At 73.5% G+C, this 23,436-nt stretch carries 24 protein-coding genes; 10 read left to right on the top strand and 14 right to left on the bottom strand.

Annotation, left to right across the window (positions count from 1 at the left end):
- Positions 1 to 210: 210 nt before the first annotated feature.
- The 3 genes from ABZZ17_RS36825 to ABZZ17_RS36815 form a co-directional block, all read right to left on the bottom strand.
- Complete coding sequence (locus ABZZ17_RS36825; RefSeq protein ID WP_356883152.1) at positions 211 to 2,445, bottom strand: acetate--CoA ligase family protein; 2,235 nt, start codon at positions 2,443 to 2,445, stop codon at positions 211 to 213.
- A gap of 170 nt (positions 2,446 to 2,615) precedes the next feature.
- On the bottom strand, positions 2,616 to 3,779 hold the full coding sequence (locus ABZZ17_RS36820; protein WP_356883150.1) for an NAD(P)/FAD-dependent oxidoreductase: 1,164 nt from the start codon (positions 3,777 to 3,779) through the stop codon (positions 2,616 to 2,618).
- A 91-nt stretch (positions 3,780 to 3,870) separates the two neighbouring features.
- A complete protein-coding gene (locus tag ABZZ17_RS36815; RefSeq protein ID WP_356883148.1) occupies positions 3,871 to 4,734 on the bottom strand; it encodes a hypothetical protein in 864 nt (287 codons plus the stop codon).
- A 129-nt stretch (positions 4,735 to 4,863) separates the two neighbouring features.
- On the opposite strand from ABZZ17_RS36815, the gene ABZZ17_RS36810 reads away from it, so the two are divergent.
- The 3 genes from ABZZ17_RS36810 (at position 4,864) to ABZZ17_RS36800 (ending at position 6,911) form a co-directional block, all read left to right on the top strand.
- Positions 4,864 to 5,634, top strand: a complete 771-nt coding sequence (locus ABZZ17_RS36810) for a maleate cis-trans isomerase (RefSeq protein ID WP_356883146.1) — start codon at positions 4,864 to 4,866, stop codon at positions 5,632 to 5,634.
- 201 nt (positions 5,635 to 5,835) lie between these two features.
- The gene (locus tag ABZZ17_RS36805; RefSeq protein ID WP_356883144.1) at positions 5,836 to 6,288 is read left to right on the top strand and encodes a DoxX family membrane protein; all 453 of its coding nucleotides are present in this window, start codon (positions 5,836 to 5,838) and stop codon (positions 6,286 to 6,288) included.
- A gap of 140 nt (positions 6,289 to 6,428) precedes the next feature.
- A complete protein-coding gene (locus tag ABZZ17_RS36800) occupies positions 6,429 to 6,911 on the top strand; it encodes a Zn-ribbon domain-containing OB-fold protein (protein WP_356883154.1) in 483 nt (160 codons plus the stop codon).
- On the opposite strand, the gene ABZZ17_RS36795 is transcribed toward ABZZ17_RS36800, so the two are convergent.
- From ABZZ17_RS36795 to ABZZ17_RS36775, 5 genes are all read right to left on the bottom strand, one after another.
- Positions 6,887 to 8,284, bottom strand: coding sequence for a hypothetical protein (locus ABZZ17_RS36795; protein ID WP_356883142.1), 1,398 nt, complete (start codon positions 8,282 to 8,284; stop codon positions 6,887 to 6,889). The two genes, ABZZ17_RS36800 and ABZZ17_RS36795, sit on opposite strands and share 25 nt — an antisense overlap.
- A gap of 41 nt (positions 8,285 to 8,325) precedes the next feature.
- Positions 8,326 to 8,988 (bottom strand): pyridoxal 5'-phosphate synthase, encoded by a 663-nt coding sequence (locus ABZZ17_RS36790; RefSeq protein ID WP_356883140.1) that lies wholly within the window; start codon positions 8,986 to 8,988, stop codon positions 8,326 to 8,328.
- A gap of 417 nt (positions 8,989 to 9,405) precedes the next feature.
- Entirely contained in the window at positions 9,406 to 9,765 is a 360-nt protein-coding gene (locus tag ABZZ17_RS36785; protein WP_356883138.1) for a hypothetical protein, read from the bottom strand.
- 74 nt (positions 9,766 to 9,839) lie between these two features.
- Positions 9,840 to 10,403: a class IV adenylate cyclase gene (cyaB, locus tag ABZZ17_RS36780; RefSeq protein ID WP_356883136.1), complete on the bottom strand. Its 564-nt coding sequence runs from the start codon at positions 10,401 to 10,403 to the stop codon at positions 9,840 to 9,842.
- Positions 10,404 to 10,417: 14 nt separating this feature from the next.
- Positions 10,418 to 11,206, bottom strand: a complete 789-nt coding sequence (locus ABZZ17_RS36775; RefSeq protein WP_356883134.1) for a helix-turn-helix transcriptional regulator — start codon at positions 11,204 to 11,206, stop codon at positions 10,418 to 10,420.
- Between the two features lie 151 nt (positions 11,207 to 11,357).
- On the opposite strand from ABZZ17_RS36775, the gene ABZZ17_RS36770 reads away from it, so the two are divergent.
- Complete coding sequence (locus tag ABZZ17_RS36770; RefSeq protein ID WP_356883132.1) at positions 11,358 to 11,594, top strand: hypothetical protein; 237 nt, start codon at positions 11,358 to 11,360, stop codon at positions 11,592 to 11,594.
- 382 nt (positions 11,595 to 11,976) lie between these two features.
- Here the strand turns inward: ABZZ17_RS36770 and ABZZ17_RS36765 are convergent, their stop codons facing one another.
- Positions 11,977 to 13,182 carry an acetyl-CoA acetyltransferase gene (locus ABZZ17_RS36765; protein ID WP_356883130.1) on the bottom strand — a complete coding sequence of 402 codons (1,206 nt, stop codon included), beginning with the start codon at positions 13,180 to 13,182 and terminating at the stop codon, positions 11,977 to 11,979.
- 166 nt (positions 13,183 to 13,348) lie between these two features.
- Between ABZZ17_RS36765 and ABZZ17_RS36760 the strand changes: the two genes are divergently transcribed.
- The 3 genes from ABZZ17_RS36760 to ABZZ17_RS36750 all read left to right on the top strand — a co-directional run bounded on the left by ABZZ17_RS36760 (position 13,349) and on the right by ABZZ17_RS36750 (position 15,557).
- A complete protein-coding gene (locus tag ABZZ17_RS36760) occupies positions 13,349 to 13,591 on the top strand; it encodes a hypothetical protein (RefSeq protein ID WP_356883128.1) in 243 nt (80 codons plus the stop codon).
- 137 nt (positions 13,592 to 13,728) lie between these two features.
- Positions 13,729 to 15,072: an acyl-CoA dehydrogenase family protein gene (locus ABZZ17_RS36755; protein WP_356883126.1), complete on the top strand. Its 1,344-nt coding sequence runs from the start codon at positions 13,729 to 13,731 to the stop codon at positions 15,070 to 15,072.
- Positions 15,072 to 15,557 carry a nitroreductase family deazaflavin-dependent oxidoreductase gene (locus tag ABZZ17_RS36750; RefSeq protein ID WP_356883124.1) on the top strand — a complete coding sequence of 162 codons (486 nt, stop codon included), beginning with the start codon at positions 15,072 to 15,074 and terminating at the stop codon, positions 15,555 to 15,557. The genes ABZZ17_RS36755 and ABZZ17_RS36750 overlap by 1 nt, the downstream gene beginning before the upstream one ends.
- Positions 15,558 to 15,605: 48 nt before the next feature.
- Here ABZZ17_RS36750 and ABZZ17_RS36745 read toward each other — a convergent pair whose 3' ends face one another.
- Positions 15,606 to 16,253 carry a TetR family transcriptional regulator gene (locus tag ABZZ17_RS36745; RefSeq protein WP_053681170.1) on the bottom strand — a complete coding sequence of 216 codons (648 nt, stop codon included), beginning with the start codon at positions 16,251 to 16,253 and terminating at the stop codon, positions 15,606 to 15,608.
- 403 nt (positions 16,254 to 16,656) lie between these two features.
- Between ABZZ17_RS36745 and ABZZ17_RS36740 the strand changes: the two genes are divergently transcribed.
- The 3 genes from ABZZ17_RS36740 (at position 16,657) to ABZZ17_RS36730 (ending at position 20,710) form a co-directional block, all read left to right on the top strand.
- Positions 16,657 to 17,484 carry a VOC family protein gene (locus ABZZ17_RS36740; protein ID WP_356883122.1) on the top strand — a complete coding sequence of 276 codons (828 nt, stop codon included), beginning with the start codon at positions 16,657 to 16,659 and terminating at the stop codon, positions 17,482 to 17,484.
- Between the two features lie 208 nt (positions 17,485 to 17,692).
- Positions 17,693 to 20,146 carry a PQQ-binding-like beta-propeller repeat protein gene (locus ABZZ17_RS36735; RefSeq protein ID WP_356883120.1) on the top strand — a complete coding sequence of 818 codons (2,454 nt, stop codon included), beginning with the start codon at positions 17,693 to 17,695 and terminating at the stop codon, positions 20,144 to 20,146.
- 69 nt (positions 20,147 to 20,215) lie between these two features.
- The gene (locus ABZZ17_RS36730; RefSeq protein WP_356883118.1) at positions 20,216 to 20,710 is read left to right on the top strand and encodes a peptidylprolyl isomerase; all 495 of its coding nucleotides are present in this window, start codon (positions 20,216 to 20,218) and stop codon (positions 20,708 to 20,710) included.
- A gap of 112 nt (positions 20,711 to 20,822) precedes the next feature.
- Here the strand turns inward: ABZZ17_RS36730 and ABZZ17_RS36725 are convergent, their stop codons facing one another.
- The 4 genes from ABZZ17_RS36725 to ABZZ17_RS36710 form a co-directional block, all read right to left on the bottom strand.
- Positions 20,823 to 21,380, bottom strand: a complete 558-nt coding sequence (locus ABZZ17_RS36725) for a hypothetical protein (RefSeq protein ID WP_356883116.1) — start codon at positions 21,378 to 21,380, stop codon at positions 20,823 to 20,825.
- 104 nt (positions 21,381 to 21,484) lie between these two features.
- The gene (locus tag ABZZ17_RS36720) at positions 21,485 to 21,928 is read right to left on the bottom strand and encodes an SRPBCC domain-containing protein (RefSeq protein WP_356883114.1); all 444 of its coding nucleotides are present in this window, start codon (positions 21,926 to 21,928) and stop codon (positions 21,485 to 21,487) included.
- Between the two features lie 258 nt (positions 21,929 to 22,186).
- A complete protein-coding gene (locus ABZZ17_RS36715) occupies positions 22,187 to 22,963 on the bottom strand; it encodes an enoyl-CoA hydratase/isomerase family protein (protein WP_356883112.1) in 777 nt (258 codons plus the stop codon).
- Complete coding sequence (locus tag ABZZ17_RS36710) at positions 22,960 to 23,433, bottom strand: OB-fold domain-containing protein (RefSeq protein ID WP_356883110.1); 474 nt, start codon at positions 23,431 to 23,433, stop codon at positions 22,960 to 22,962. The genes ABZZ17_RS36715 and ABZZ17_RS36710 overlap by 4 nt, the downstream gene beginning before the upstream one ends.
- Positions 23,434 to 23,436: the final 3 nt, after the last annotated feature.

The following is a 23,436-nucleotide window of genomic DNA, read 5'->3' as shown; positions in this document are numbered from 1 at the left end:
TTCCGATCTGGGTCGTCCGGGGCGGGCATGATTTATGGCGCCTTGTCCGGAGCGTCTTGTCGGGCGGGGCAGGGCGCCAACACATCACGTTTTAGCCCCGGCCGACCCCCCACCCCGCCCCCGCCCCCGGCCCGGGACGGTTCCGGCCACTGGCCCCGGCCCTGATCTGGCCCCGCCGGTGTTCGTGGTGCGGAGCCGTTTCCGGCCGGGTCAGCGGCAGATGGCCAGGGCGTCCAGGGCTACCGCCCCCTGGCCGCGGGGGAGGACCATCAGGGGGTTGATGTCCAGTTCCGAGAGTTCGTCGCCGAGTTCGAGCGCCATCCGCTGGACGCGGAGGATCACTTCGACGAGGGCGTCGACGTCGGCCGGGGGTGCGCCGCGTACGCCCTCCAGGAGGGGGTGCCCGCGCAGTTCGGTGAGCATCGCCCGGGCCTGGTCCTCGCCGAACGGCGGTACGCGGACGGCCGCGTCCCGGAGCACCTCCACGAGGACCCCGCCGAGGCCGACCGTGACGGTGGGGCCGAAGAGGTCGTCCTGGGTGACGCCGACGACCATCTCGACGCCGCGTTCGACCATCTGGCAGACCAGGACGCCGTCGAGCGGGACGTTCTCGTAGCGGGCTATGTCGGTGAGTTCGCGGTAGGCGTCGCGGATCTGGCTCGCCGAGGTGAGGGCGACCTTGACCAGGCCGAGTTCCGTCTTGTGGGCGAGCTGCGGGCCGGAGGCCTTCATGACGACCGGGTAGCCGACCAGCCCGGCCGCCCGGACGGCGGCGGCCGCGCTGGTGACCAGCTGTTCGCGGGGTACGCGGATGCCGTAGGCGCGCAGGAGCTGTTTCGCGGAGTGTTCGCTGAGCTGCTGGCCGGGCCGCATCAGGGCCTGGGCCTTGCGGTACGAGGGGGAGGGGGTGCGGGGGGCTTCGTCGAAGGGGGAGCGGTAGGCCGCGGTGAAGCGGTGGTGGCCGAGGTAGGCGCGTACGGCGGTGATGCAGTTGCCGAAGGTGCGGAAGGTGGCCACGCGGGAGGAGCCGAGGAGGGTGGTGCGGTAGGCCTCTTCGGTGCCGACCGGGGAGCCCCAGATCACGCAGACGAGCTTGTCGGTGTGTTCGGCCGCGTCCACGAGGTCCTGGGCGAGCTTGTCGCTCATCGGGGGGAAGGGGCCGGTGATGGGACAGATGAGGACGCCGACGGAGGGGTCCGCGAGGATCGCGTCGATGATCTTGCGGCCGCGCCAGTCGCCGACGGGGTGGCCGCCGTTGTCGACGGGGTTGGAGACGCCGAGGTAGGGCGGGATCCACTGGTGGAGTTCGTCCTGCTTGGCCGGGGAGAGGGTGGGCAGGGTGAGGCCCGCCTCGGTGGCCAGGTCGGAGAAGTGGGCGCCGGTGCCGCCGGAGATGGAGTAGACGACGACCCCGTCGGCCCGGGGCGGGCGGGCCCGGGCGAGGAGGGCGGCGGTGTCCTGGAGTTCGTCGAGCCCGTCGACGCGGATGACCCCGAACTGCCGCATGGCGGCGTCGACGACGGTGTCGGCCCCGGTGAGCTTCCCGGTGTGGGAGGCGGCCATCCGGGCGCCGGTCTCGGTGCGGCCGACCTTGACGGCGACGACGGGGACGCCGTTGCGGGCGGCGCGGTCGGCGGCCAGGAGGAAGGAGCGGCCGTCCTTGAGGCCTTCGACGTAGCAGGCGATGGCCCCGACCTCGGGCTGCTCGGCGAAGTAGGAGATGAAGTCGGAGGTCTCCAGGTCGGCCTCGTTGCCCGTGGGCGCCCAGTGGGAGAGCCGGATGCCGAGTTCCTGGAGGGTGTAGACGGGCCGGCCCTGGTGGCCGGACTGGGTGATGAGGGCGATGGCGGGGCCGTCGAGGTCCTCGCGGAACTCCTCGAAGGCGTTGAGGTTGGTGTTCGGGCCGAGGAGGCGCAGGCCGGAGCGCTGTACGGCGGCGGCGAGGCGGGCCTGGGCGGCGGCGCCGGCCTCGCCGGTCTCCGCGAATCCGGACGCGAAGGCGACCGCGAACTTCACCTTGGCTTCGGCGAGTTCCTCCACGACGGGGAGCGGGTCGGCCACGAGGAGGACCGCGAGGTCGACCTGTTCGGGCAGGTCGGCGACCGACGCGACGCAGGGCAGTCCGAAGACGCTCGTACGGGTCGGGTGCACGGGGTGGACGCGGGCGCCGACGCGTTCCGCCCAGGCCATGAGCTGGCGGGTGATGCCGGTGTTCGGTCTGCCGTCGGCGTCGGAGGCGCCGATGACGGCCACGGACTCGGGCCGGAAGAACCGGTCCAGGTCGGGCACATCGGAGTGCAGGGGCCGTCCGCTGACGTCCAGGGCGGCCGCGTCCTCGGCGGAGGGCGCGGCCGTGGAGTGGACGGCCGTCCTGGGGGTTTCCCCGCAGGCCTCGACTCGTGCGCGGAAGTCGGTGGTGAGGGTGCCGTGAGTAGATCCAAGCATCGTTCCGCCCGCTCCTGCTCGATGAACCTCGATGAAATCCATAGCTGACGCGTAGTCAGATTACTGAACTGACGCGCCGTCAGGAACAGGCCTGCGCAGGAAAAGGTGGTGGAGGTGGTGTGCCTGAACGGTGGCAGATCCGTTCGAGTGAGGTCCAGAGCGGTTTCGGCCTACCGCCGAGTACGCCGGGCCACCGCCTTGGCGATCTTCTCGGCGTCCAGGGCCAGTTCGCGCAGCATGCCGCTGATCGGGTTCGTGTACCCGGTGAAGTACAGCCCCGGAGCACCCTCCGGGCAGCGCCCGCCGTGGACGACCGGCCGCCCCCGCCCGTCGAGCACCTCCAGGTCCCCGACCAGGCCCTCCAGGCCGCGCCGGTAGCCGGTCGCCGCGATCACCGCGTCCGGGGTGATCCGCGACCCGTCGGCGAGCACCACCTCGGCCCCGTCGAAGGACACCACCGCCCCGACCGGCTCCACCCGCCCCCCGCGCACCGCGTCGATCAGGCCGACGTCCTGCACCGGGATCGCCCCCTCCCTGACCCTGCTGTACAGGCCGGTCGCGGGGCGCGGCAGCCCGTACGCCGACAGGTCCGGTACGGAGGCCTTCGCGACGAGCGCCGCCAGCCGGTCCACGAGCCGCACGGGCAGCCTCCGTACGAGGATCCCCGTGCGCTGGGCCGGCCAGCCCGCCGTCGAGCGCCGCAGCACGTGCGGGGGCGTGCGCACCGCCAGCCGCACCCGGGCCGCTCCGCCGTCGGCGAGGTCCACGGCGATCTCGGTGCCGGTGTTGCCGACGCCGACGACCAGCACGTCCCGCCCGGCGTAGGGCCCCGGCTCGCGGTACGCGGCGGCGTGCAGCAGCTCCCCGGTGTACCCGTCCCGGCCCGGCCAGTCGGGGAGCGCGGGGGTGTGGTTGAAGCCGGTGGCCACGACCACCGCCCCGGCCGCCAGCAGCCGGCCGCCGCTGGCGTGCAGCGTCCAGCCCTCGCCGTCGTCGGCGCGTTCGATCCGGGTCACCTCGACGCCCGTCACCAGCTCCAGCTCGTGGAACTCGGCGTACTTCTCCAGGTACCGCACCACGTCGGCGCGTGCGACCCAGCGCCCGAACCGGCGCGGTATCGCGAGGCCGGGCAGCGCGGACAGGCGCCGGGTGGTGTGCAGGCGCAGCCGCTCGTAGTGGCCCCGCCAGGAGGCGCCCACCGCGTCGGACTTCTCGACGACCACGGCGCGCACCCCGCGGGCGCGCAGTGCGGCGGCGACGGCGAGGCCACCGGGACCGGCGCCGATCACGTACACGGGGCGGGGCTGGGTGCTCATGTCGGGCTGCTCGGGCATGAGGGGTGAGCGTATCGACACTCAGAGTTGATGGGTCTCGGACAAGGAGTGAATCGATTGCGGAACGATCACGGGCGACCGTCTTCGCCCGCTACGCCGGAAACGCCCCCCGCAGGACCGGCTCCACGAGCGCGACGAGTTCGGCCGCGTCCGGCGCCGTCGCCTCCGCGTGGCCCGCCCATCGCAGCAGGCCCAGGGCCGCCCGCGGCCCGGCGGGCCGGCCGGCGCACCAGGCAGCCGCGACCGGGTCGAGGCCCGCCAGCAGCGCGCGCACCAGCACGCCCTCCCCGTACTCCGCCTCCATGGGCTCCGGCAGGGCGCCCAGCCAGCCCAACAGCGCCACCGCGCGACGCCCCTCGTCCGGCTCCGCCGCAGCCAGCAGCCCGCGCAGCTCCGCCACCCGCGCCCCGTCCAGCCCGGCGCAGTCGTGCCCCGAGACCTGCGCCAGCGCGGGCCGCAGCACCCGGGGCACGCCCCTGGTCTCCAGCAGCCGTGCCCCGTGCGGTCCGTGGCCCGCCTCCCGGAACTGGGGCCGCCCCTCGCGCAGCCCGAGGGCGTACGCGAGCCGGGTGGCCAGGCCCGCGAGCCGCCGGGCGGCCCCGTACCGGGCCAGGAACAGCGAGAGCCCGACCGGATCGGCCGCTTCGAGGAGCCCGCCGAAGCGGCCCCCCTCCCACAGCACGCCGTCCGTACCGTGCAGGCTCGCCCGGCCCAGCAGCCCGCCATCGGCGTCGTGGAGGGCGAACGTCACGCTGCCGTGGCAGCGGCACAGGTCACCGGTGTGCGTGCCCGTCGTCGACAGGGCCCGCAGCTCCGCCAGATCCCCGGCCGACTCCACGCGGCCGAGCAGCGGCCGCCGCTCCAGCGGCCCGCCGTCCTCCCCGCCCGCCAGTACCCGCACGAGGGCGGCCGCGCCCCACACCCCGTCGAACCACTCCTCCGCCCGATGCCGCATGGCCGTACTCTGCCCGACCGGTCGGCGTTGCCTCCCGCCGGGGCGCCGTGCCGCTGTCACAGTGGGGAGGCGGTGACCCCGTGAGTGGTGGTGGCCCCGCCCGCGAAGGGAACCTGGGAGGAGCGCGCGATGTGGCAGCCCGACGGGTGGGACGTACGCGTCCGCCTCGGCATCCTCACCCCCCACGCCGACGTCGGCCCCGAATCGGAGCTGCGCGCCATGGCCCCGCCCGCGGTGGGCCTGCACGCCGCCCGAGTGCGGTTCGCCGCCATGGGCGCGGGCGGGGCGATGGACCCCACGATCCCGCTCGCCCCCGTACGGGCCTTCGCCGAACCCCCGCACGTGGACGCCGCCGCCGAACTCCTCGCCGCCGCCCCGGTGGCGGCGATCGCCTACGCCTTCACCAGCTCCGCCTACGTCATCGGCGCGCGCGGCGAGGCCCACATGCTGGCCCGGCTCGGGGAACGCGCCCACGGGCTGCCGGTCGTCGCCACCTGCGCCGCCGTCGTCGAGGCGCTGCGCGTGCTCGGGGCCGCGCGGATCGGGCTCGTCGACCCGCCCTGGTTCGACACCACCCTGAACGACCTGGGCCGGGGCTACTACGAGGAGGCCGGGTTCGAGGTCCCGTACGCCGCCCCGTGCGCCCTGCCCGGCGGGCAGGGCCTGATCGGGCCGCGGGCCCTGCACGACTGGGTCGCCGCACGGCTGCCGGACACCGCCGACGCGGTCGTGATCGGCGGCAACGGCTTCCGGGCGGTCGGGGCGATCGACGCGCTGGAGACCACCCTCGGCCGCCCGGTCCTGACCGCCAACCAGGTCCTGCTGTGGGCGGCCCTGAGGGCGGCGGGAGCTTCCCCCGAGGGGATCTCCGGGTACGGGAGGCTGTTCGGGGGCGGGTAGGGGGGGCGTGGTGGGGGTTGGGTGGTGTCGGGGGTGTCGGGGGTGTCGGGGGTGTCCGGGGTGTCGGCGGGCTCCTGGCCGTCCGGGGCCCCGGCCGGTCGTCCGGAGCCTTGCCGTCGGAGGCCTTGCGCGATCGGCGCCGATCCGCTGAACTGACGTACCGTCAGATCGGGTGGATGGGTGAGGGGTGGAGGGCTGCCGATGCAGACCATCTGGCTCAGCGGAGCCGAATGGCTCGCCGTGCTCCGGATAGGCCTCGGCCTGTGGTGGCTGGAGAGCTGGCGGCACAAGGACAAGAAGGGCTGGTTCGAACGCGGCACCGGCATCGCCTGGGCCGCCGACGTCGCCGGCAAACACCGCTGGCCGTTCGTCAAGACCGGCTTCGAGAAGGTCGTCCAGCCCCGCCCCCGGCTGATGGCGTACGTCGTCGTCTACGCCGAACTCGCCCTGGGACTCGGCCTCGTACTCGGCTTCCTGACCCCGGTGGCGCTCGTGGGCGGACTGCTGCTGAACCTGCTCTACCTCGTCCTGATGATCCACGACTGGGCCGAGCAGGGCCAGAACGCGATGATGGCGCTCATCTCGCTCGTCGCCCTCCTCGCCATGAGCTGGCAGGCCTGGTCCCTCGACGCGTCGATCGGACTCTTCCTGTGAATCCCGTGAATCCCGTGAATCCTGTGAATCCCGTGGATGCCACGAATCGCGTGCCCGCTGTGGCTTCAGCGCCTTCCGCGCCCGTCGCGGCCTCCGCGCCCGTCGCGTCTTCCGCGCCCGTTGCGCCCTCCGCGTCTGCCGTGCGCTACGACCTGCCCGAGGCGGACGACTTCACCCGCCCCTACTGGGACGCCGCCGCCGACGGACGCCTCCTGCTGCGCCACTGCGCCGACTGCGGGCGCCCCCACCACTACCCGCGCGAGTTCTGCCCCTTCTGCTGGGCCGGCGAGGACCGGGTGACTTGGCGGGAGGCGACCGGCCGCGCCACCCTCTACACCTGGTCGGTGATCCACCGCAACGACCTCCCGCCCTTCGGTACCCGCGTCCCGTACGTCGCCGCCGTCGTCGACCTCGCGGAAGGACCCCGGATGATGACCGAGGTGGTCGACTGCGCCCACGAGGACCTCCGCATCGGCATGCCCCTGCGGGTCACCTTCCGGGAGGCGTCCGAGTCCGTACGGGTACCGGTCTTCGCCCCCGCGGCGGCCACCGGGGACAGCTCTGGGGCAGGCCGGGGACGGGACGACGCCGAGGGCGGCTACCAGGGCGGGGCCTCGCTGTAGACGATCGGCCGGAGGGCGGGCAGCGGCCGCCTCAGTACGGCCACGGCCTCCCCGACACGGCCCAGCTCCAGGAGGAGTTCCGCGAGGGGCTGCCGGTCGTCCGGGCGTTCCGGGTCCAGGACCGCGACGGCCTCCGCCACCCGTCCGGCCCCGGCCAGCAGCCCTGCCACCGCCTCCGCCGCGTACGCACTTCCGCCCTCCGGGTGCGCGCGGAGCTCCGCCACGGCCTCGTCCACACGGCCGAGGGCGGCGAGGAGCGTGGCCCGCATCCGCAGCAGGTCCCACTCCTCGCAGCCGGGCGGGTCCACGATGCCGGCGAAGTGGGCCAGCCCCTCCTCGGCCCGGCCCCGGGCGACGTACAGCGCACACAGCGGATCCAGCACCCAGTCCTCGTGACCGCCCCGCGCGGCGGGCAGCGCCACCAGCACCCCGATCGCTTCGTCACCCCGGCCGTGCCGGGCCAGCAGCTCCGCCAGCCCCACCGCCGCGTGCGGCGAACCGGCCTCCGCGAGCGGCCGGTACACCCCGACCGCGCCCGCGACGTCCCCGCGCTCCTCCAGCAGCCCGGCCAGGAAGCGCGCCGCGTTCCCGCCGGACGCGGCCGCCGCGCAGGCGCGCAGCTCCTCCATCCGGTCGTGCCGCGCCAGCATCTCGGCCAGCGGGTCAAGGCAGTTGACGTGCGCGGCCCCGTGCGTGCGCAACAGCTCGAACGCCTCGTCCGTCCTGCCCTGCCGCTCGCGCACGGAGGCCAGCAGCGCCACCGCGTTGTGCGGCTCGACGTACCGGGCACCGCACTCCGTGGTGCCGCAGCGGGCGCAGGCCCGGTCCGGCGCGATGCGGGCGGCCAGCAGCGCCGCCACCTCCTCGTCCCGGCCCAGCCCGGCGCTCACCTCCACCAGCGGCCCGGCGAGGTACCAGTCCGCGACGTGCGGGCGCAGCAGCTCGTACGCCTCCCCGCCCCGCCCTGCGCGGCCGAGCAGCAGCGCGAACTCCCGGAGCGCGGAGCGCTCCCCGGCCTCCGCGTACGGGCGCACGAGGTCCAGGGCCTCCTCGACGCGACGCCACGCGCCGAGCAGGGCGGCGGCCTCGTCGACCGCCGTCCACCAGCCCGTCGCGACGTACGGGTCCAGGACCTCCAGGGCCTCCTCCTGCCGGTCCTCGTCGGCGAGGGCCCGCGCCAGGGCGCGGGCGCAGAACCACTCCCCGTCCCGGGCGAGTTCGTGCACCGTGCGGGCGTGACCGTGGTCGAGGAGGTACGTGACCAGGTGCGGGGGTACGCAGCCGGCCTCCACGCGGGCCCGGCGGTCGAGTTCGGCGGGGTCGAGCGGGGCGGCCGGGGTGGCCGGGGTGGGGGCGAGTTCGGTGGGGTCCACGGGGCGACCCTAGAGCCGGGGGCGGCACGGGCGGGAGGCGGCTACGGCCAGAGCAGCTCGCGCACCCAGCCCGTACCGTCGGCGGCCCGCCGGTAGCGCAGGCGGGTGTGGCGGCGGGCGGCGTCGCCCTGGAAGAACTCCACCTCCGCCGGGGCCAGGACGTACCGGGTCCAGGTCGGTGCGGGAGCGTCCGGCTCCGTACCGGCCCGCTCCCACGCCCGCTCCGAAGCCTCGACCAGCTGCCGCGGCGACTCCAGCACCTCGCTCTGCCGCCCCGTGAGCGCCGCGGCCAGCGCCCCGCGCGAGCGGACCGCGAGGTCCGCCCGGCTCTCCTCGGGCCCGCAGGCGGTGACCCGGCCGCGGACCCGGACCTGCCGGCCCACCAACGGCCAGTAGAAGCCGAGCGCCGCGTCCGGGTGGGCCGCCAGCTGACGGCCCTTGGCGCTGGTGGCGTGCGAGGCGAAGTGCCAGCCCCGCCCGTCGGCCTCGTGCAGCATCAGCGTCCGTACGTCGGGCCGGCCCTCGGCGTCCACCGTGGCCAGGCTCATCGTGTGCGGCTCCGGCTGCCCCGCCCCGGCGGCGTGCACGAACCACTCCCGGAACAGGGGCAGGGGCTCGCCCGGCGCGGACGCGGTGTCGAAGGAGGGAAGCGGGGTGTCCCACACCCGCAGGGAGTGCAGGGCCTCGTGGAAGTCGCTGGTCATGCCGACAGGTTAGGGGGGTGCCGCTGATCCGTATCAGGGAGGGTTTGGTGGTTTCCCGTCAGTCTCATCGTCTCTCCGGGGTGGACCGGTCCCTCAAGGGCGCTCACTTCGTTCGCGTCGCTACGCGATGGCCTTCGGCCACCCTTGACCGACCGCCCCACCCCGGAAAGCCGAAGACCGACGGGAACCCCCCAAAAGAACGGTCACGGGGAAGAGGGGGAGGAGCGGGTCTCTCAGGGACGAGACGAGGGGCCGGGGGTCGGCCGACCGGGCACACGGCCCCCTCGCGGCCCCTTCCGGGACCGGGCTGCAGGCTTACCCACCCGAAATGACGACCACATCAACCTGGGGCGCAGTCAGGCGCATCAGATCGCTACGCGCTCCTCTCGGCTTAGCGTCCGACGACCGTCTGGGGTGTCACCAGACGAGGATGCCTCCGTCCACGGCCTTGGCCCGCAGAGCGGCGGTGACGATGTTGTCGAAGCGCTGGGTGACGTAGTCGGCGTCATAACCGCCCTGTTCGGCCAGGTGGCCGAGGTGGGGGCGGAGGGCCTCGCACTCGGCGAGGAAGTCATCGAGTTCCTCGCGCTCCACGCGGAGGTCACAGCCGTCGAGGCGCGGAAAGAACCGGGCCCCCAGGGCCCGTATCGCCTCGGACCCCCACAGCCGGGTCCGTGTGCTCTCGAACCCGGCCAGGGTGTCGCCGTACTCGGGATCCTCCAGGAGGTCGTGACCGCCGTCGGCGTCGTAGACGAACGTGTGCACGAGAAGAGTCATGGACGCATTCTCCCGAGCGGCTCGCTCACGGGCACCAGGATTTCGGCGGGTTCCCGATGCGGTCACCACAGCATTCAGTGCCGGCTTTCGCGACGGGCCCTCACGGCGTCGGTGTACTGCTCGCGCGTCAGGTCCTCCGCACCGATGCCGAGCTCGGCGAGGACCTCGCGGACGTCGTCAAGGGCACCGGCCACGTCCTTCTCGGCGACCAGGGTCTCCAGTTCCAGGAACGTGCCGTCCACCTCGGGAACGCGGACCAGAGTGGCGAGCATCTTCCGGCCTCGTGCTTGGAAGACGTAGTTCCTGCACCGCTTCTCGAAGGCGACCGCCGGTACGTACCCAAGGCCGCACAGCATGGCGTGTACGGCTTGGGCATCGTCTACACGGGTCTCGTGCTCCGGCTTCGACCCGGACTCCTCGTCCACCCGTGCGCCTTTGTACGTGAGGACCGTGCGGGTTTCGTCCTCCCCGTGCACGGTCCGCACCCGAAGCTCTTCGTCCCGGGCTCCCAAGGCCCCGTCCGCCGTGTCGTAGTAGGTGTCCTGGTACACCTCGGCCCGCCCCACGGCTCGCTCGTCGAGCCGTCGCAACGTCTCCTCCGGCGCGTGCACCCGCGCCTTGAGCTCCGCTTCGATCATCCGCCCGTCCTCTCTCAAACCGTACGTTCGGCACCCTCGATCAGGGCATCGAACATGCGCCGGAAGCCCCTGAATAACGGACCGTGTGGTGTTTCCATCACCTTGTAGGTGGCGGATTCGTGGCCTTCCCAGCCCACATCGAACGCGCCGACGAACATGGTGGAATCCGCCCGGATCAACCGCCACGTGGGCAGCATGCCGTACCTGTACACCTCGATGTCACAGATCCCGGCAAGCTCACGAAGCCGGGCTTCGGCCAGCCGCACCCCGCCCGCGAGGGACTCCGCCGACTCGCCGATCTCGGCGGCGCGTAGGGCAAGGGCCGGCGCTTCCGGGTCGAGCAGGAGAACGCGCACGCGGAGACCTGCGCCCTCCCTTCCGAGGTGAGAGCGCAGCATCGAATCGTTCAGACCGATCAGACCCAGGCCGCGGACAGCCAGAATGTCCAACTGCTCCGCAGTGCGGGCCTGCTGCTGGATCTCTTCCTGCGCGGAGACCTGTGCGGAGTACACACGCACCACCTCAGGAAACGCTGCGAGGTCAAACGCCGCCCCACCGGGGTGCTGCTCACGACCGGCCGCCAGCCCGAGGAGATGGCGGGCGTCGTCAGGCATGTTCAGACCGTCCGCGATCCGCTCATACACGTCAAGCCGTGACACCTCCCGGCGTCGATTGATGATCTCGTTCACCCGAGCCTGGGTCATGCCCACCGCCGCAGCGATCCGCGCCTGGCTGGCTCCGCCGTACTGCTGCACGTACCGGAACACCGCACCCACATCACGCGCGCGAAGGGCCTGGCGCACCTCCCCGCGTTCCCAAGCCCAATTTTCGACGCTCGAGAAGTCACGGACGGCCCATGGCCGCACCCAGGCTCAACTCCTATCAGTCAGGAACTCCTCGATCGTGCTCGCGTTGGCTGGGAGCGTTTCGTCTCCTCCTTCGAGGAGAGGTCCGATGGCTGAGCGGTACGAATACGTGCCCCACCGGCTCCTGCGGCGTCGCGTGCGCGATGTCGCGTCCGGCGCCGAGGGGGAGTTGATGGCCGTGGTCAACGAGAACGTCTCGGATACGGGAGTGGAGCGCTGGGTGGAACTGGCTTATATCCGGGGCGCGTCCGGGCGTGAGTTCAGCACTGCGGTCGCCAACGTAGAGGCCGCCGGTCATCAGCCCCAGACGGTTGTCGGACGCTGAGCCGAGAGGAGCGCGTAGCGATCTGATGCGCCTGACTGCGCCCCAAGCTGATGTGGTCGTCATTTCGGGTGGGTAGGGAGTGGGTGTGGTCCCGGAAGGGGGCGCGAGGGGGCCGTGTGCCCGGTCGGCCGAGCCCCGGCGCGTCGTCTCGTCGCTGAGGTGCCCGCTCCTCTGGCTCTTCCCCGTGACCGTTCTTTTGGGGGGTTCCCGTCGGTCTTCGGCTTTCCGGGGTGGGGCGGTCGGTCAAGGGTGGCCGTAGGCCATCGCGTAGCGACGCGACCGCAGGGAGCGCCCTTGAGGGACCGGTCCAGCCCGGAGAGCCGATGAGACTGACGGGAAACCACCAAACCCTCCCTGATGCGGACCAGCAGGGCCCCGCCCCTTACCCCCGCCCCAGGATCAGGGTTCCCGAGGAGCAGAACCAGCCTCCTGTGCCCGAGGCGAGGGCTACCTCCGGGAGGCGGTTGCCGGGTTTGGTGACCTGGCCCGGGCCGGCTTCGCCGCGGAGTTGGCGTACGGCTTCGACCAGCAGGAACAGTCCGCGCATCCCGGGGTGGCAGGCCGACAGGCCGCCGCCGTCCGTGTTGACCGGGAGTTCCCCCTCCCGCAGCAGGCGGCCCTTCTCCACGAAGGCCCCGCCCTCGCCCTTGGCGCAGAACCCGAGGTCTTCGAGGGTCACCAGGGTCATGTAGGTGAAGGCGTCGTAGATCTCGGCGAGGTCCACGTCGGCCGGGGTGAGGCCGGCGCGTTCGAAGGCGATGCGTCCGGAGACGGCCGCGGGGGAGACGGTGAAGTCCTCCCACTCCGACATCGTGGTGTGCGAGACGGAGGTCCCCGCGCCCAGCACCCAGACCGGGGCCTTCGCCGTGTCCGGTACGTAGTCCTCCGCGGCCAGGAGCACCGCGCAGCCGCCGTCCGAGCGGATGCAGCAGTGCAGCTTCGTGAAGGGGTCCGCGATCATCTCGGAGCCGAGGACCTCGTCGACGGTCAGCGGGGTGCGGAACATCGCGTCGGGGTTGGTCGCCGCGTTCGCGCGGGCCTGCACGGCCACCGAGGCGAGCTGTTCCAGGGTCGTCCCGTACTCGTGCATGTGGCGGCGGGCGGCCATGGCGTACTTGGAGATCAGCGTGTGCCCGTACGGGACCTCGAACTGGAGCGGTCCCCGGGCTCCGAAGGAGAGGTTCGAGGTGCGGCGGCGGGCCTTGATGTCGGCGCGGGCGGTGGATCCGTAGACGAGGAGTACGGCGTTCGCGTGACCGGCGGCGATGGCGTCGGCGGCGTGGGCGGCCATGACCTCCCAGGTGGAGCCGCCGACGGAGGTGGAGTCGACCCAGGTGGGGCGCAGGCCGAGGTACTCGGCGACCTCGACCGGTGCGAGGGTGCCGAGGCCGGCCGAGGCGAAGCCGTCGATGACGGAGCGGTCCAGGCCGGAGTCGGCGAGGGCCCTGCGGGCGGCTTGGGCGTGCAGGGCGTACGGGGTCGGGCCGTCGACCCGGCCGCAGTCGGAGAGGGCGACGCCGACGACCGCGACCCGGCGGTGGGGCGTGGGGGAGGGGAGGGGGCGAGGCTGTCCAGACGGTCCAGGCATGGGGCGACGGTATATCTGACGGTACGTCAGACGCTAGTGGGGGACACCCGCTCTCCCTCCTGCTCCCCCTCCACTCCCCTACGCCCCGCCCGTTGTTCTCTTTCGTCGCTGCCCCCCGCGACGGAAGGCCGATGCGGGCCGCACCCCTCCCCCTTACCGTCGGGGGATGACTTCCTCACCCTCCGCGAACGCCCGGCCCGGGAACGGGTTCGGTGCGCTCGGTGGTGTCCTGCTCGTGGCGGGCGTCTCCGGGCTGCTGCACGAATGGTTCGGGTTCGTCAGGTTCCTGGGGTTCCTGCGGCACGTCATCCCCGACGGTCACGAGGTCCTCGGCTACGCCCTCATGACCTGCGCCGGCTGCGGCCTCCTCGCCGCCGCCGTGGTGGCCCGCGCGCGGGGCCGCGGCTGACCCCCTCCGCGGGCGGCCCGCCCCTCCGCCCTCCGGCCCCCGTCTCCCCGTCCCGAACCCCCCGTCTCCCGCCCCTGTGCATCTCGGCGCCGCCGCCCTAACATGACGGCCCGTCAGATACGGGGAGGAGCCCGACGATGGACGCCGCCTTCACCGCGGAGCAGGACGAGATGCGCCGCACCCTGCGCGAGATCCTGGGCAAACGCTGCGGCCCGGACGAGGTCAAGGCCGCCGTCCGCACCGCCGCCGGACACGACCGCGAGCTGTGGCAGCAGCTCGCCCACCAGCTCGGCCTGCCGGGCATCGCCATCGCCGAGGAGTACGGGGGCGTGGGCTGCACCCCCGCCGACCTGGCGCTGGCCTGCGAGGAGACCGGGCGGGCCCTGCTGCCCTCGCCGCTGCTGGCCACCGCCGTACTCGTCGCCCCGCTGGTCACCGCCCTCGGCACCGCCGCCCAGCGGTCCGCGCTGCTGCCCGCGCTGGCCTCCGGCGAGCTGGGCGCCGCCCTCGCCGTACCCGGGCCCGCCCTGGCCACGGCCCTCGCGCTGACCGGCGACAACACCCCCGGCGACTGGGCCGGCGGCGGTCGCGCCGGCGGGGTGCAGGCCCGCGCCGACGCCGGTGCCGCCGGCGGGTGGCGGCTGTACGGGGAAGTCGCCCAGGTGCTGGACGGGCACAGCGCGGGCCTGCTCCTCGTCGCGGCGCACACCGGTGGCTTCGCCCGCGGCCGGACCCTGCTGTTCCTGGTACGGGAGGACGCGCCCGGCCTCGTACGGTCCCGGCAGGCCACCCTCGACGAGACCCGCCCGCAGGGCCGCGTCCAGCTGCGCGACGTACCGGCCGAGCTCCTGGGCGAAGACGAAGGCGGCCGCGGCGAAGGCGATCGCGGCGGAGGCAACGGGAAGGGTGAAGGCGCCGCCGCCGTCCTGTCCGCCCTCGCCGCGACGGGGCGTACGGCCGCCGCCGTCCTGGCCGCCGAAGCGGTCGGCGCGGCGGCCCGGGCCCTCGACCGCACGGTGGACCACGTCCGCCGGCGCGAACAGTTCGGCCGGGCCGTCGGATCCTTCCAGGCCGTCAAGCACCGGCTCGCCGACCTGTACGTACACCTCCAGGCGGCCCGGTCGGCCGCCTACTACGCCGCCTGGGACCCGGAGCAGGGCCCCCTCGCCCTCGCCCAGGCGCTGGAGGCCCTGCGGGTGACGTCGGGGGAGGCCATCCAGCTGCACGGCGGGATCGGCTTCACCTGGGAGCACGAGGCGCACCTCTACTTCAAGCGGGCGGCCGCCGACGAACTGCTCTTCGGCCCCGTCCACCGGCTGCGGGCACACGCCGCACACCGCTCCGGCCTGTTCGCCCCGCACCCCGCGGCCGCCGACCCCGAAGCCACCGGCCCCACCGCACCCGTCACACCCCCCGCACCCACCACACCCGCCGCACCCCCCGCGCAGTCCCCTACGGAACCAGTGAAGGCGGCCGTCTGATGGCTGTGGCCCAGGGCGTCGGCGTCAAGCTGATGCAGAAGGTCTCCTCGACCGTGCTGTTCGCCAAGCTCGCACCGCACTTCATCCCCGCGATGGACAAGACGGTCCACCGGCTGACCCGGGGCAAGGTGCTGCTCAGTGCCCGGATGCTGCCCGGGGTGATCCTCACCGCGAAGGGCGCGAAGAGCGGCGAACCGCGCACCACGCCGCTCGCGTGCATGCCGGAGGACGGAGGTACGAGCTGGCTGCTGATCGGATCCAACTTCGGCCGCCCCGGCCACCCGGCCTGGACCGGGAACCTGCTCAGGCATCCGGATGCGGACGTGAGCTGGCAGGGGCGGGACATCGCCGTGCGGGCCCGGCTGCTGGAGGGGGCGGAGCGCGCGGAGGCGTGGCAGGCGGTACTGAAGTTCTGGCCGCCGTACGCGACGTACCAGGCGCGCATCGAGCGGGAGATCAGACTGTTCCGCCTGGAACGGCGCTGACGGCAGCAGGCGGGACGGGACCGGCGGACCCCGGGAAGGGGTCCGCCGTCACTTGGTGGGCTTCTTGCCGGTGATGCCCAGGTGGACGAGCAGCGCCAGGTTCGGCTTGAGCTCGGCCTGCTTGACGCCCCAGGTCTGGAAGCCCTTCTGGTGCGAGGCGACCGCGGCGAGCATCGCCACCAGCGAGCCGGCCATCGCCGCCGGGCTGAGGTCCTTGTCGACCTTGCCCTTGGCCTGGAGCTCCTTCATCGACTCCGTGAGGGAGTTGGTGACGGAGTTCAGGATCTTCATGCGGATCTTGTAGAACCGCTTGTCGCCCTCGGCCGCGCCGAGGTCGACGACCCGCAGGATCGCGTCGTTGCGCCGCCAGAACTCCAGGAAGCCCTCGACGAGTTCCTCGGCGGCCGCCCAGCCGGCCTTGCCGACCCAGTTGCGGCCTTCGACGAGCGCCGTCAACTGCGCGCCCTCGGTGGCCATTTGCTCGGCGATCTCCAGGACGGCGCCTTCGACGTCCGGGAAGTACTGGTAGAAGGTCGCGGGGGAGGTGCCGGCCTTGCGCGCGACGTCGATCACCTTGACGTCGCGGTACGGCGAGGAGCTGAGCATCTCGCTGAGGCAGTCGAGCAGCTTCTGCCGCGTCGCCTGGCCGCGCCGGCCGGCGACACGCCCGTCGACGGTGCGTACTTGTCCTGTCATGCCGTCAGCTTACCGAGGGGGGATCGGCGCGCTATTCGGCCGCCTGCAAATGGGGCTACGGCCCCCCGGGCCTGCGGGGGAGCGGCCCCGCGCGGGCTCCGGGGGCGGATTCCGGCCGGGGGCGGCCCGGCCCCGGCGGGGGTGTGACCGCGCACGTACCGTGACGTATCCCCCGAATAGTCTTATGAACAGGCTGTGGACAACTTTTCGGGCGGATCATTGCGGAGAGGTGTGAACCGCCTCGATCCACACGATGTCCACGAGGCCGGAACACGAGGCCGGAACACGAGGCCGGAACGCGAAGCCGGCACGCGAGACCGGAAAACGCCGCAGACCACCATAAACCCGGTGCCCGCGCACCCCGTACACCCCGTACGCCCCGCACGACGGAAGGACCCGGCTCATGGCCGCATTCGCGGAAGGCTCGCCCTGCTGGGTCGACGCCTCGCTCCCCGACGTCGAGGCGGGCAAGCGCTTCTACGGTGAGCTCTTCGGGTGGACCTTCGGGGACGACGCGGGGGCCGCGTACGGCCACTACACGCAGGCCTACAGCCGCGGCCGCAACGTCGCGGCCCTCGCCCCCAAGCCCGACGGCCGCATGCCCACCGTCTGGGGCGTGTACCTGTACACCTCCGACGCCTACGCCTGCGCCGCCCGCATCCGCGCCGCCGGCGGCCAGATGGTCATGGATCCGCAGCCCGTGGGCCCGTACGGGACCGCCGCGATGGCCGCCGACCCCGGCGGGGCCGTCTTCGGCCTGTGGCAGCCCGGCACCCACCACGGCTTCGACGCCCAGCAGGAGCCGTACACGTACTGCTGGGCGGAGGTGTACACGCGGGCCCGGGACTCCGTGGACGTGTTCTACGCCCACGTCTTCGGCTACGTGCCGCAGGACCAGGACGACCCCGCGAGCGGCGTCGAGTACCGCGTGTGGTCGCCGCCCGGCAGCGTCGCCGGCACCGACACCGCGGTGCTGGGCCGCAGCCCGATCACCGACGCCTTCCCGGAGATCATGCCCGCGCACTTCCTCGTCTACTTCGCCGTCCCGGACTGCGACCAGAGCGTCGCGACGGTGCAGCGGCTCGGCGGGCGGGTCACCGCCGATCCCTTCGACACGCCGTACGGCCGGATCGCGGTCGTCGCCGACAATCAGGGGGCCGTCTTCGCCCTCCTGTCGGAGCCACGTGTGAAAGCCCACGCGGAGCCGGGGCCGGACCAGGCGCGGGCCTGACAGAATCGGGTTTGCGCGACTCCGGGCGCTGCCCGGGGTGAGACGCTGCACGGAGTGGGACGCCGCCCCGGCGGGCCGGTGCCCGCGGGCGGGGCGCCGTCCCACGAGGGACGCCGCACGGGCAGACCGCCGTGCCGGTGCGCGTACTGACGCGCGTGCTGACGCGTACCGACCGCCCGGCCGGTGCGCGCCGGTGCGTTCTGGTGGGATGAGCGGGTCCGGCGTGGACCCGTACGGGGAGGTGTGGAGGCGAGTGGTGGAGCAGCTGACGCAGCACGACCCGAGACGGATCGGCCCCTTCGAGGTGCTGGGACGGCTCGGCGCCGGCGGCATGGGGCTGGTCTATCTCGCGCGGTCGGCGTCCGGGCGGCGGGTCGCGATCAAGACGGTGCGCACCGAGCTCGCCGAGGACCAGCTCTTCCGGGTGCGGTTCACCCGCGAGGTGGAGGCGGCGCGCGCGGTCTCCGGTTTCTACACCGCGGCCGTCGTCGACGCCGATCCGCGTGCCGCCGTGCCGTGGCTGGCCACGGCGTACGTTCCGGCGCCCTCCCTGGAGGAGATCGTCAACGAGTGCGGGCCGATGCCCGCGCAGGCCGTGCGCTGGCTCGCCGCCGGAATCGCGGAGGCGCTCCAGTCGATCCACGGTGCCGGCCTGGTGCACCGCGACTTGAAGCCGTCGAACGTGCTCGTCGTCGAGGACGGCCCGCGCGTGATCGACTTCGGTATCGCGAGCGGGGTCTCCAACACCCGTCTGACCATGACGAACGTCGCCGTCGGCACGCCCGCGTACATGTCGCCGGAGCAGGCGAAGGACTCGCGCAGCGTCAAGGGCGCCAGCGACGTCTTCTCGCTCGGTTCGACCCTCGTCTTCGCCGCGACCGGGCACCCGCCGTACCACGGTGCCAACCCGGTCGAGACGGTGTTCATGCTGCTGCGCGAGGGGCCCAACCTGGAGGGGCTGCCGGAGGAACTGCGGCCGCTGATCGAGTCGTGCATGCAGATGGACGCCACCCAGCGGCCGACCCCGGCCGACCTCCAGGCGCAGCTGGCACCGCACCTCTTCGAGGGCGGCGACGAGAGCGGGACGGCCTCGGCGTGGCTGCCGGAGCGGGCCGTCGCGATGATCGAGGCCCGGCGCGCGGGGCACCGTACGCCGGCCGCGCCCGTCGTCCCGGCCCGCGGTCCGGCCGCCGGGCCGGCGTCCGGGGCCGCCACGCACCGCCGTCCGCGCGGCGCCGCCGACCCGTGGGTGGACCCGCGGACCGGTCAGGCCGCGCCGCCGCGTCCGGACCGGCCGCCGGTGCCGTCGCTGCCCGGTGCGCCCGTGCGGCTCGGTGCGTCGCCGGTGCCGATCGGGCCCGGCCCGCGGGCCACGGCAGCGGCTCCGGCCGGGCCCGCCGCGGGGCATTCGGCGACCGGCTGGGTCCGCCCGCCCGGGGGTTCCCCGGCGCCCTCCGGGGTGTCCGCCGTCGGCGGTCCGTCGCCTTCGTCCGTCGGCACGGTGCCGGGCCCGGGCCCGTCGCCGGACAGCGGCCGCTGGCGGCCGTGGCGCTTCCGCATGTCCAACGAGGTCTGGGGCACCCCGACCGTCGCGGGCGCCCTGCTGTACGTCACGTCGTTCGAGGTGCACGCCCTGGACGTCGGCAGCGGCCGCCGCCAGTTCAAGACGCGGGACGTCGCCTGGTCCATGGCGGTGTCCGACGGGCGCATCCACGCCTCCGACGGGCCCTCCCTGTACGCGCTGGACGCGACCGACGGCTCCGAGAGGTGGCGGCTGTCCACCGACGCCTGGGTGTACGCGCTGCGCGCCGACCGGGGCACCGTGATCACCGCCACGCGCGGGGGCGGCGTCCAGGGCTGGGAGGCGTCGAACGGCCAGAAGCTGTGGGAGCTGACCGGGGCGCAGAGCGACTTCGAGACCCCGGAGGCGGCGCCCGTCCTGCACGAGGGCACCGTGTACGTGTGGCAGGACGCCCGGCTGCGGGCGCTGGACGCCCGTTCCGGTCAGGAGGCCTGGTCGTACCCGGTCGGGGACGCGGCCTCCTGTGGCAACGTCCCGGTCCGCGTCACCCCGGCCGCGGACGGCAACGTGTACGTGGCCGCGGGTACCCGTGTCCTGTCGGTGGACCGGGCCTCGGGCCGGGTCCGCTGGCACTTCGAGGCTCCGGCGGTGTTCCTGGCGCCCCCGGCGTTCGCCCCGGGAGCGGCGGTCACGGGCGGCGGCGTCTACCTCGCCGACTACCTGGGCACGGTCTACGCCCTGGACGCGGCCACCGGCAAGGACCGCTGGCGCATCGCCACCGAGCCGCGCCCCTCGGGGGACGCGGTGATCGTGGCCAACGGCAACGTCCACCTGGGTGCGGGCAGTGCCCTGTACACGCTCGACGCGGTCACCGGCACCCCGAAGTGGCGGTTCGCGGCGGGCGGGGAGATCACCGGTTCGCCGGCGGTCGCGGACGGCCGGGTGCACTTCGGTTCGGCGGACCACTGCCTGTACACCCTGGACGCGGCGGGCGGCCAGCTCCGCTGGAAGCTCGCCACCGGCGGGGAGATCACGGGCGCCCCGGTCGCGGAGGCGGGCGTGGTGTACGCGTGCAGCAAGGACCGGTGCGTCTACGCCCTGGACGCCGCCAAGGGCACGGGCACCCGTACGGGCGGATGACCTGCGCGGACGGCGGGGCTGCGGCCCCTCCAGCTGCCCCACGGCACCGGGAGTGACAGGATGGACCCCATGAGCAACGTTTACTTCGACATCAACATCAACGACAAGCCCGCGGGCCGCATCGTCTTCGAGCTGTTCGACAAGGTCGTTCCGGAGACCGCGCGGAACTTCCGCGAGCTGGCCACCGGCCAGAACGGCTTCGGCTACGCCGGCTCGGGCTTCCACCGGATCATCCCGCAGTTCATGCTGCAGGGTGGTGACTTCACCAACCACAACGGCACCGGCGGCAAGAGCATCTTCGGCGAGAAGTTCGCCGACGAGAACTTCGACCTGAAGCACGACCGCCCGTACCTGCTGTCGATGGCGAACGCCGGCCGCAACACCAACGGCTCGCAGTTCTTCATCACCACCGTCGTCACCTCCTGGCTCGACGGCAAGCACGTCGTCTTCGGCGAGGTCGTCGAGGGCAAGGAGCTCGTCGACCAGATCGAGTCCCTGGGCTCGCAGTCCGGTGCCCCGAAGGCCAAGGTCGAGATCGCCGCCTCGGGCGTCGTCGCCGCCTGATCCCCGCCGTGCCGGTCGGCCCCGCCCCCTCCGGGGGGTCCGGGGCCGCCGCCGTTTCCGGGACGGACCGGACGCGATAACCCGGACGCGACGACCCTCCCTGCGTGGCGCCCTACGGGCGTTCGCCGGGGCGCGGCTCCGGGCGCTCGTCCGGGTGCCAGGGTTCGGTCTGCGGGGTGACGGGCCGGTTCTCCCAGGTCGTGGGGGCGTCGGGGCCGCCCGTGTCGCGGGGCAGCGGGCGCCGGTCGCGGCGCGGCCGGCCGCGCATCACGAGGGCGCCGAGCAGGATGAGCGCGCCGCCGCCGAAGGCGTTCGCGACGCCGTCCCCGAGCCCCTGCCCGTCACCGCCGACCGACAGGCTGCCGACGGCCTGGCCCTGGCGGACCATCCACAGCACCGCGAAGCCGAGGACCAGGATCCCGGCGACCGCCATCAGCAGCCGCGACCGCAGGACCGCCGCGGCCAGTACGAGGACGGCGGCGCACAGGAACGGCAGCAGGAGCGAGCCGAGCAGCGCGGCCCGGTCGGCGGTGATGCCCGAGCCGGAGAACAGCTCCTCGACGCGGTAGTCGCGGCCCTGCCGGCCGTCGTACCAGGCGCGGAAGGGGCTCCACAGGGCTGCTGCCGCGCCGGCCAGACCCATCAGTGAACCGAGTACGTTGCGGATCATGCCCGGCCTTCCGGGAGAGGCGTCATGATCGGCACGCTACGCCGGGGGCCCGGCCCCCGCACGCCGGACGGGGCGGGCGGGGGCCGGGGGTCTCGGGGGGTGGGTCAGGACCTCGTCCGGGCCGATTCGGCGCGGGTGCGGAGGGCGTCGTTCATCGCCGTGAAGTTGCGGGAGGTCCCCGCGAGCACCTTGCCGAGGAAGGGGACCAGCAGACCGCTGAACCGCTCGCCGTGCTCCAGGCGCGTGGTGCGGTTCGGGCCTTCGGCCAGCCGGAAGTAGTGCTCGCCGTCGAACAGGCCGCGGACGAGGAACCGGCCGACCCAGCGGAACTCGACGGCCGGGTTGACCACGAGGACGGTCGGGCGGAAGACCGTCGGCTTCCCGGACTCCGAGTACATCGTCAGGTCCAGCCGTCCGCCCGGGACCACCTCGCCCGCCGCCTGGCGGATGAACGGGTTCCATGTGCAGTAGCGGGGGAGGTCGGTCAGGGTCGCCCAGACCTCTTCGGGCGTCGCGTCGATGCTGATCTCGGTGGCGATGGTGCGCACTGGTGCCGTGCTCCTCGTGGTGGGTCGGTGCTCACCGAAGGGACGCGGGTGGGGTGCGGCTGGCCGCCGGGTTCGGTCACGGGATGCAACCACGGTTTCGGCCCGTGCGGACCGGCTGAGGGGGAGTCTTCGCTGGTGGCAGAGAGAACGGAAGGGTGCGTTCCGGCCGCGGGGTGGCGAATGCCGATACGTCGGGCGCCCCCGTCCGCCCCCTCCGGCCCCCCTCCGCCCCCGTCCGCCTCCGTCCACCCCGTCCGCTCAGCGCAGGCGGTACTCCGCTCCCGGCGCCCGGGAGCCGAACAGTTCCGCCTGCCGCTCCGGCGGCAGGTTGCCCAGGCCGATCAGCGCCGGGGCCTGGTCCAGGGCCTGCTGGAGCGCGGCCCGCTTCGCGGACCACAGGGCCCGCACGGTGCCCTGTACGGCCTCCGTCGGGAAACCGGCCAGCGTCCGCGCCGGACGCAGGGCCGCCTCCAGCAGCTCCGCGGGCTCGGCGAGCTCCGAGACCAGGCCGATCTCGTGGGCGCGCCGCGCGGAGAGCCGCTCCGCCGTGCCCATCAGCGACATCCGGGCGACCTCCCCGAAGGGCATCCGCTGGGCCATGTAGACGGCCTCGTAGGCGCTGACCATCCCGTAGGTCGTGTGCGGGTCGAAGAAGGTGGCGGTGGTGGCGGAGACGATGAACTCCGACTCGCCGAGCAGGTAGAACGCGCCGCCGCAGGCCATGCCGTTGACGGCGGCGATCACCGGCTTCCACAGGTCGCAGGTCTTCGGGCCGATCGCGATCAGCGGGTCGTCGACCGAGTACGGGGAGGCCGGCTGCGGCACCTGCGCCGACCGGTCGATGCCGGTGCAGAAGGCGGCGCTGCCCGCGCCGGTCAGCACCACGGCCCGCACCCGTCCGTCGTGGCGCAGCTCCCGCCACAGCGCCGTCAGCGCGGCCGCGGTCTCCAGGTCGACGGCGTTGTGCCGGTGCTCCCGGTCGAGGGTGACCACGACGACCCCGGTGTCCCCGTCCCGCTCGACCCGGGGCGTCACGGCTTCTCCAGGATCCAGCGCGGCACGGCCATCCCGCCCGTCTCGGTGAACACCACCTGCACCCGGGCCCCGATGCGCAGCCGCGCCGGGTCGACGGAGTCGAGCGGGGCGTCGGGGGTGGTCACCAGGTTCCCGGCCAGCCGGATCAGCGGCTCCTCGGCGAGTTCGACGAGGATGACGTTGTACGGGGCCTGCGCGGCGTACGCGGGCAGCAGGGGCGGGTGGGGCCGTACGTAGGACCAGATCCGGCCGCGCCCGCTCATCAGGCGCCACTCGCTGTCGAACGACCGGCAGTGCGGGCAGCAGGGGCGGGGCGGGAAGCGCAGCCGGCCGCAGGCGGCGCAGGCCTGGACGCGGAGTTCGCCGCGGGCGGCGTACTCCCAGAAGGGGGCGCCGTCCTCGTCGGGAACGGGCAGCAGGAGCGCGTCGGCGGGTCCGGGGCCGGCGGGGGCAGGGCTGGTGGAGGTCATGGT

It is taken from the genome of Streptomyces sp. NPDC006512 (assembly GCF_040611935.1).
Lineage (GTDB): Bacteria > Actinomycetota > Actinomycetes > Streptomycetales > Streptomycetaceae > Streptomyces.
The sequence above is the reverse complement of the archived record's forward strand: the minus strand, read 5'-3'. Positions and strand labels throughout refer to the sequence as shown.

Bases quoted from the DNA above. Each gene is read 5' to 3' on its own strand.
- ABZZ17_RS36825 (WP_356883152.1), bottom strand. From the start codon at position 2,445: ATGCTTGGATCTACTCACGGCACCCTCACCACCGACTTCCGCGCACGA.
- ABZZ17_RS36820 (WP_356883150.1), bottom strand. From the start codon at position 3,779: ATGCCCGAGCAGCCCGACATGAGCACCCAGCCCCGCCCCGTGTACGTG.
- ABZZ17_RS36815 (WP_356883148.1), bottom strand. From the start codon at position 4,734: ATGCGGCATCGGGCGGAGGAGTGGTTCGACGGGGTGTGGGGCGCGGCC.
- ABZZ17_RS36810 (WP_356883146.1), top strand. From the start codon at position 4,864: ATGTGGCAGCCCGACGGGTGGGACGTACGCGTCCGCCTCGGCATCCTC.
- ABZZ17_RS36805 (WP_356883144.1), top strand. From the start codon at position 5,836: ATGCAGACCATCTGGCTCAGCGGAGCCGAATGGCTCGCCGTGCTCCGG.
- ABZZ17_RS36790 (WP_356883140.1), bottom strand. From the start codon at position 8,988: ATGACCAGCGACTTCCACGAGGCCCTGCACTCCCTGCGGGTGTGGGAC.
- ABZZ17_RS36785 (WP_356883138.1), bottom strand. From the start codon at position 9,765: ATGACTCTTCTCGTGCACACGTTCGTCTACGACGCCGACGGCGGTCAC.
- cyaB (WP_356883136.1), bottom strand. From the start codon at position 10,403: ATGATCGAAGCGGAGCTCAAGGCGCGGGTGCACGCGCCGGAGGAGACG.
- ABZZ17_RS36770 (WP_356883132.1), top strand. From the start codon at position 11,358: ATGGCTGAGCGGTACGAATACGTGCCCCACCGGCTCCTGCGGCGTCGC.
- ABZZ17_RS36765 (WP_356883130.1), bottom strand. From the start codon at position 13,182: ATGCCTGGACCGTCTGGACAGCCTCGCCCCCTCCCCTCCCCCACGCCC.
- ABZZ17_RS36760 (WP_356883128.1), top strand. From the start codon at position 13,349: ATGACTTCCTCACCCTCCGCGAACGCCCGGCCCGGGAACGGGTTCGGT.
- ABZZ17_RS36755 (WP_356883126.1), top strand. From the start codon at position 13,729: ATGGACGCCGCCTTCACCGCGGAGCAGGACGAGATGCGCCGCACCCTG.
- ABZZ17_RS36750 (WP_356883124.1), top strand. From the start codon at position 15,072: ATGGCTGTGGCCCAGGGCGTCGGCGTCAAGCTGATGCAGAAGGTCTCC.
- ABZZ17_RS36745 (WP_053681170.1), bottom strand. From the start codon at position 16,253: ATGACAGGACAAGTACGCACCGTCGACGGGCGTGTCGCCGGCCGGCGC.
- ABZZ17_RS36740 (WP_356883122.1), top strand. From the start codon at position 16,657: ATGGCCGCATTCGCGGAAGGCTCGCCCTGCTGGGTCGACGCCTCGCTC.
- ABZZ17_RS36735 (WP_356883120.1), top strand. From the start codon at position 17,693: ATGAGCGGGTCCGGCGTGGACCCGTACGGGGAGGTGTGGAGGCGAGTG.
- ABZZ17_RS36730 (WP_356883118.1), top strand. From the start codon at position 20,216: ATGAGCAACGTTTACTTCGACATCAACATCAACGACAAGCCCGCGGGC.
- ABZZ17_RS36725 (WP_356883116.1), bottom strand. From the start codon at position 21,380: ATGATCCGCAACGTACTCGGTTCACTGATGGGTCTGGCCGGCGCGGCA.
- ABZZ17_RS36710 (WP_356883110.1), bottom strand. From the start codon at position 23,433: ATGACCTCCACCAGCCCTGCCCCCGCCGGCCCCGGACCCGCCGACGCG.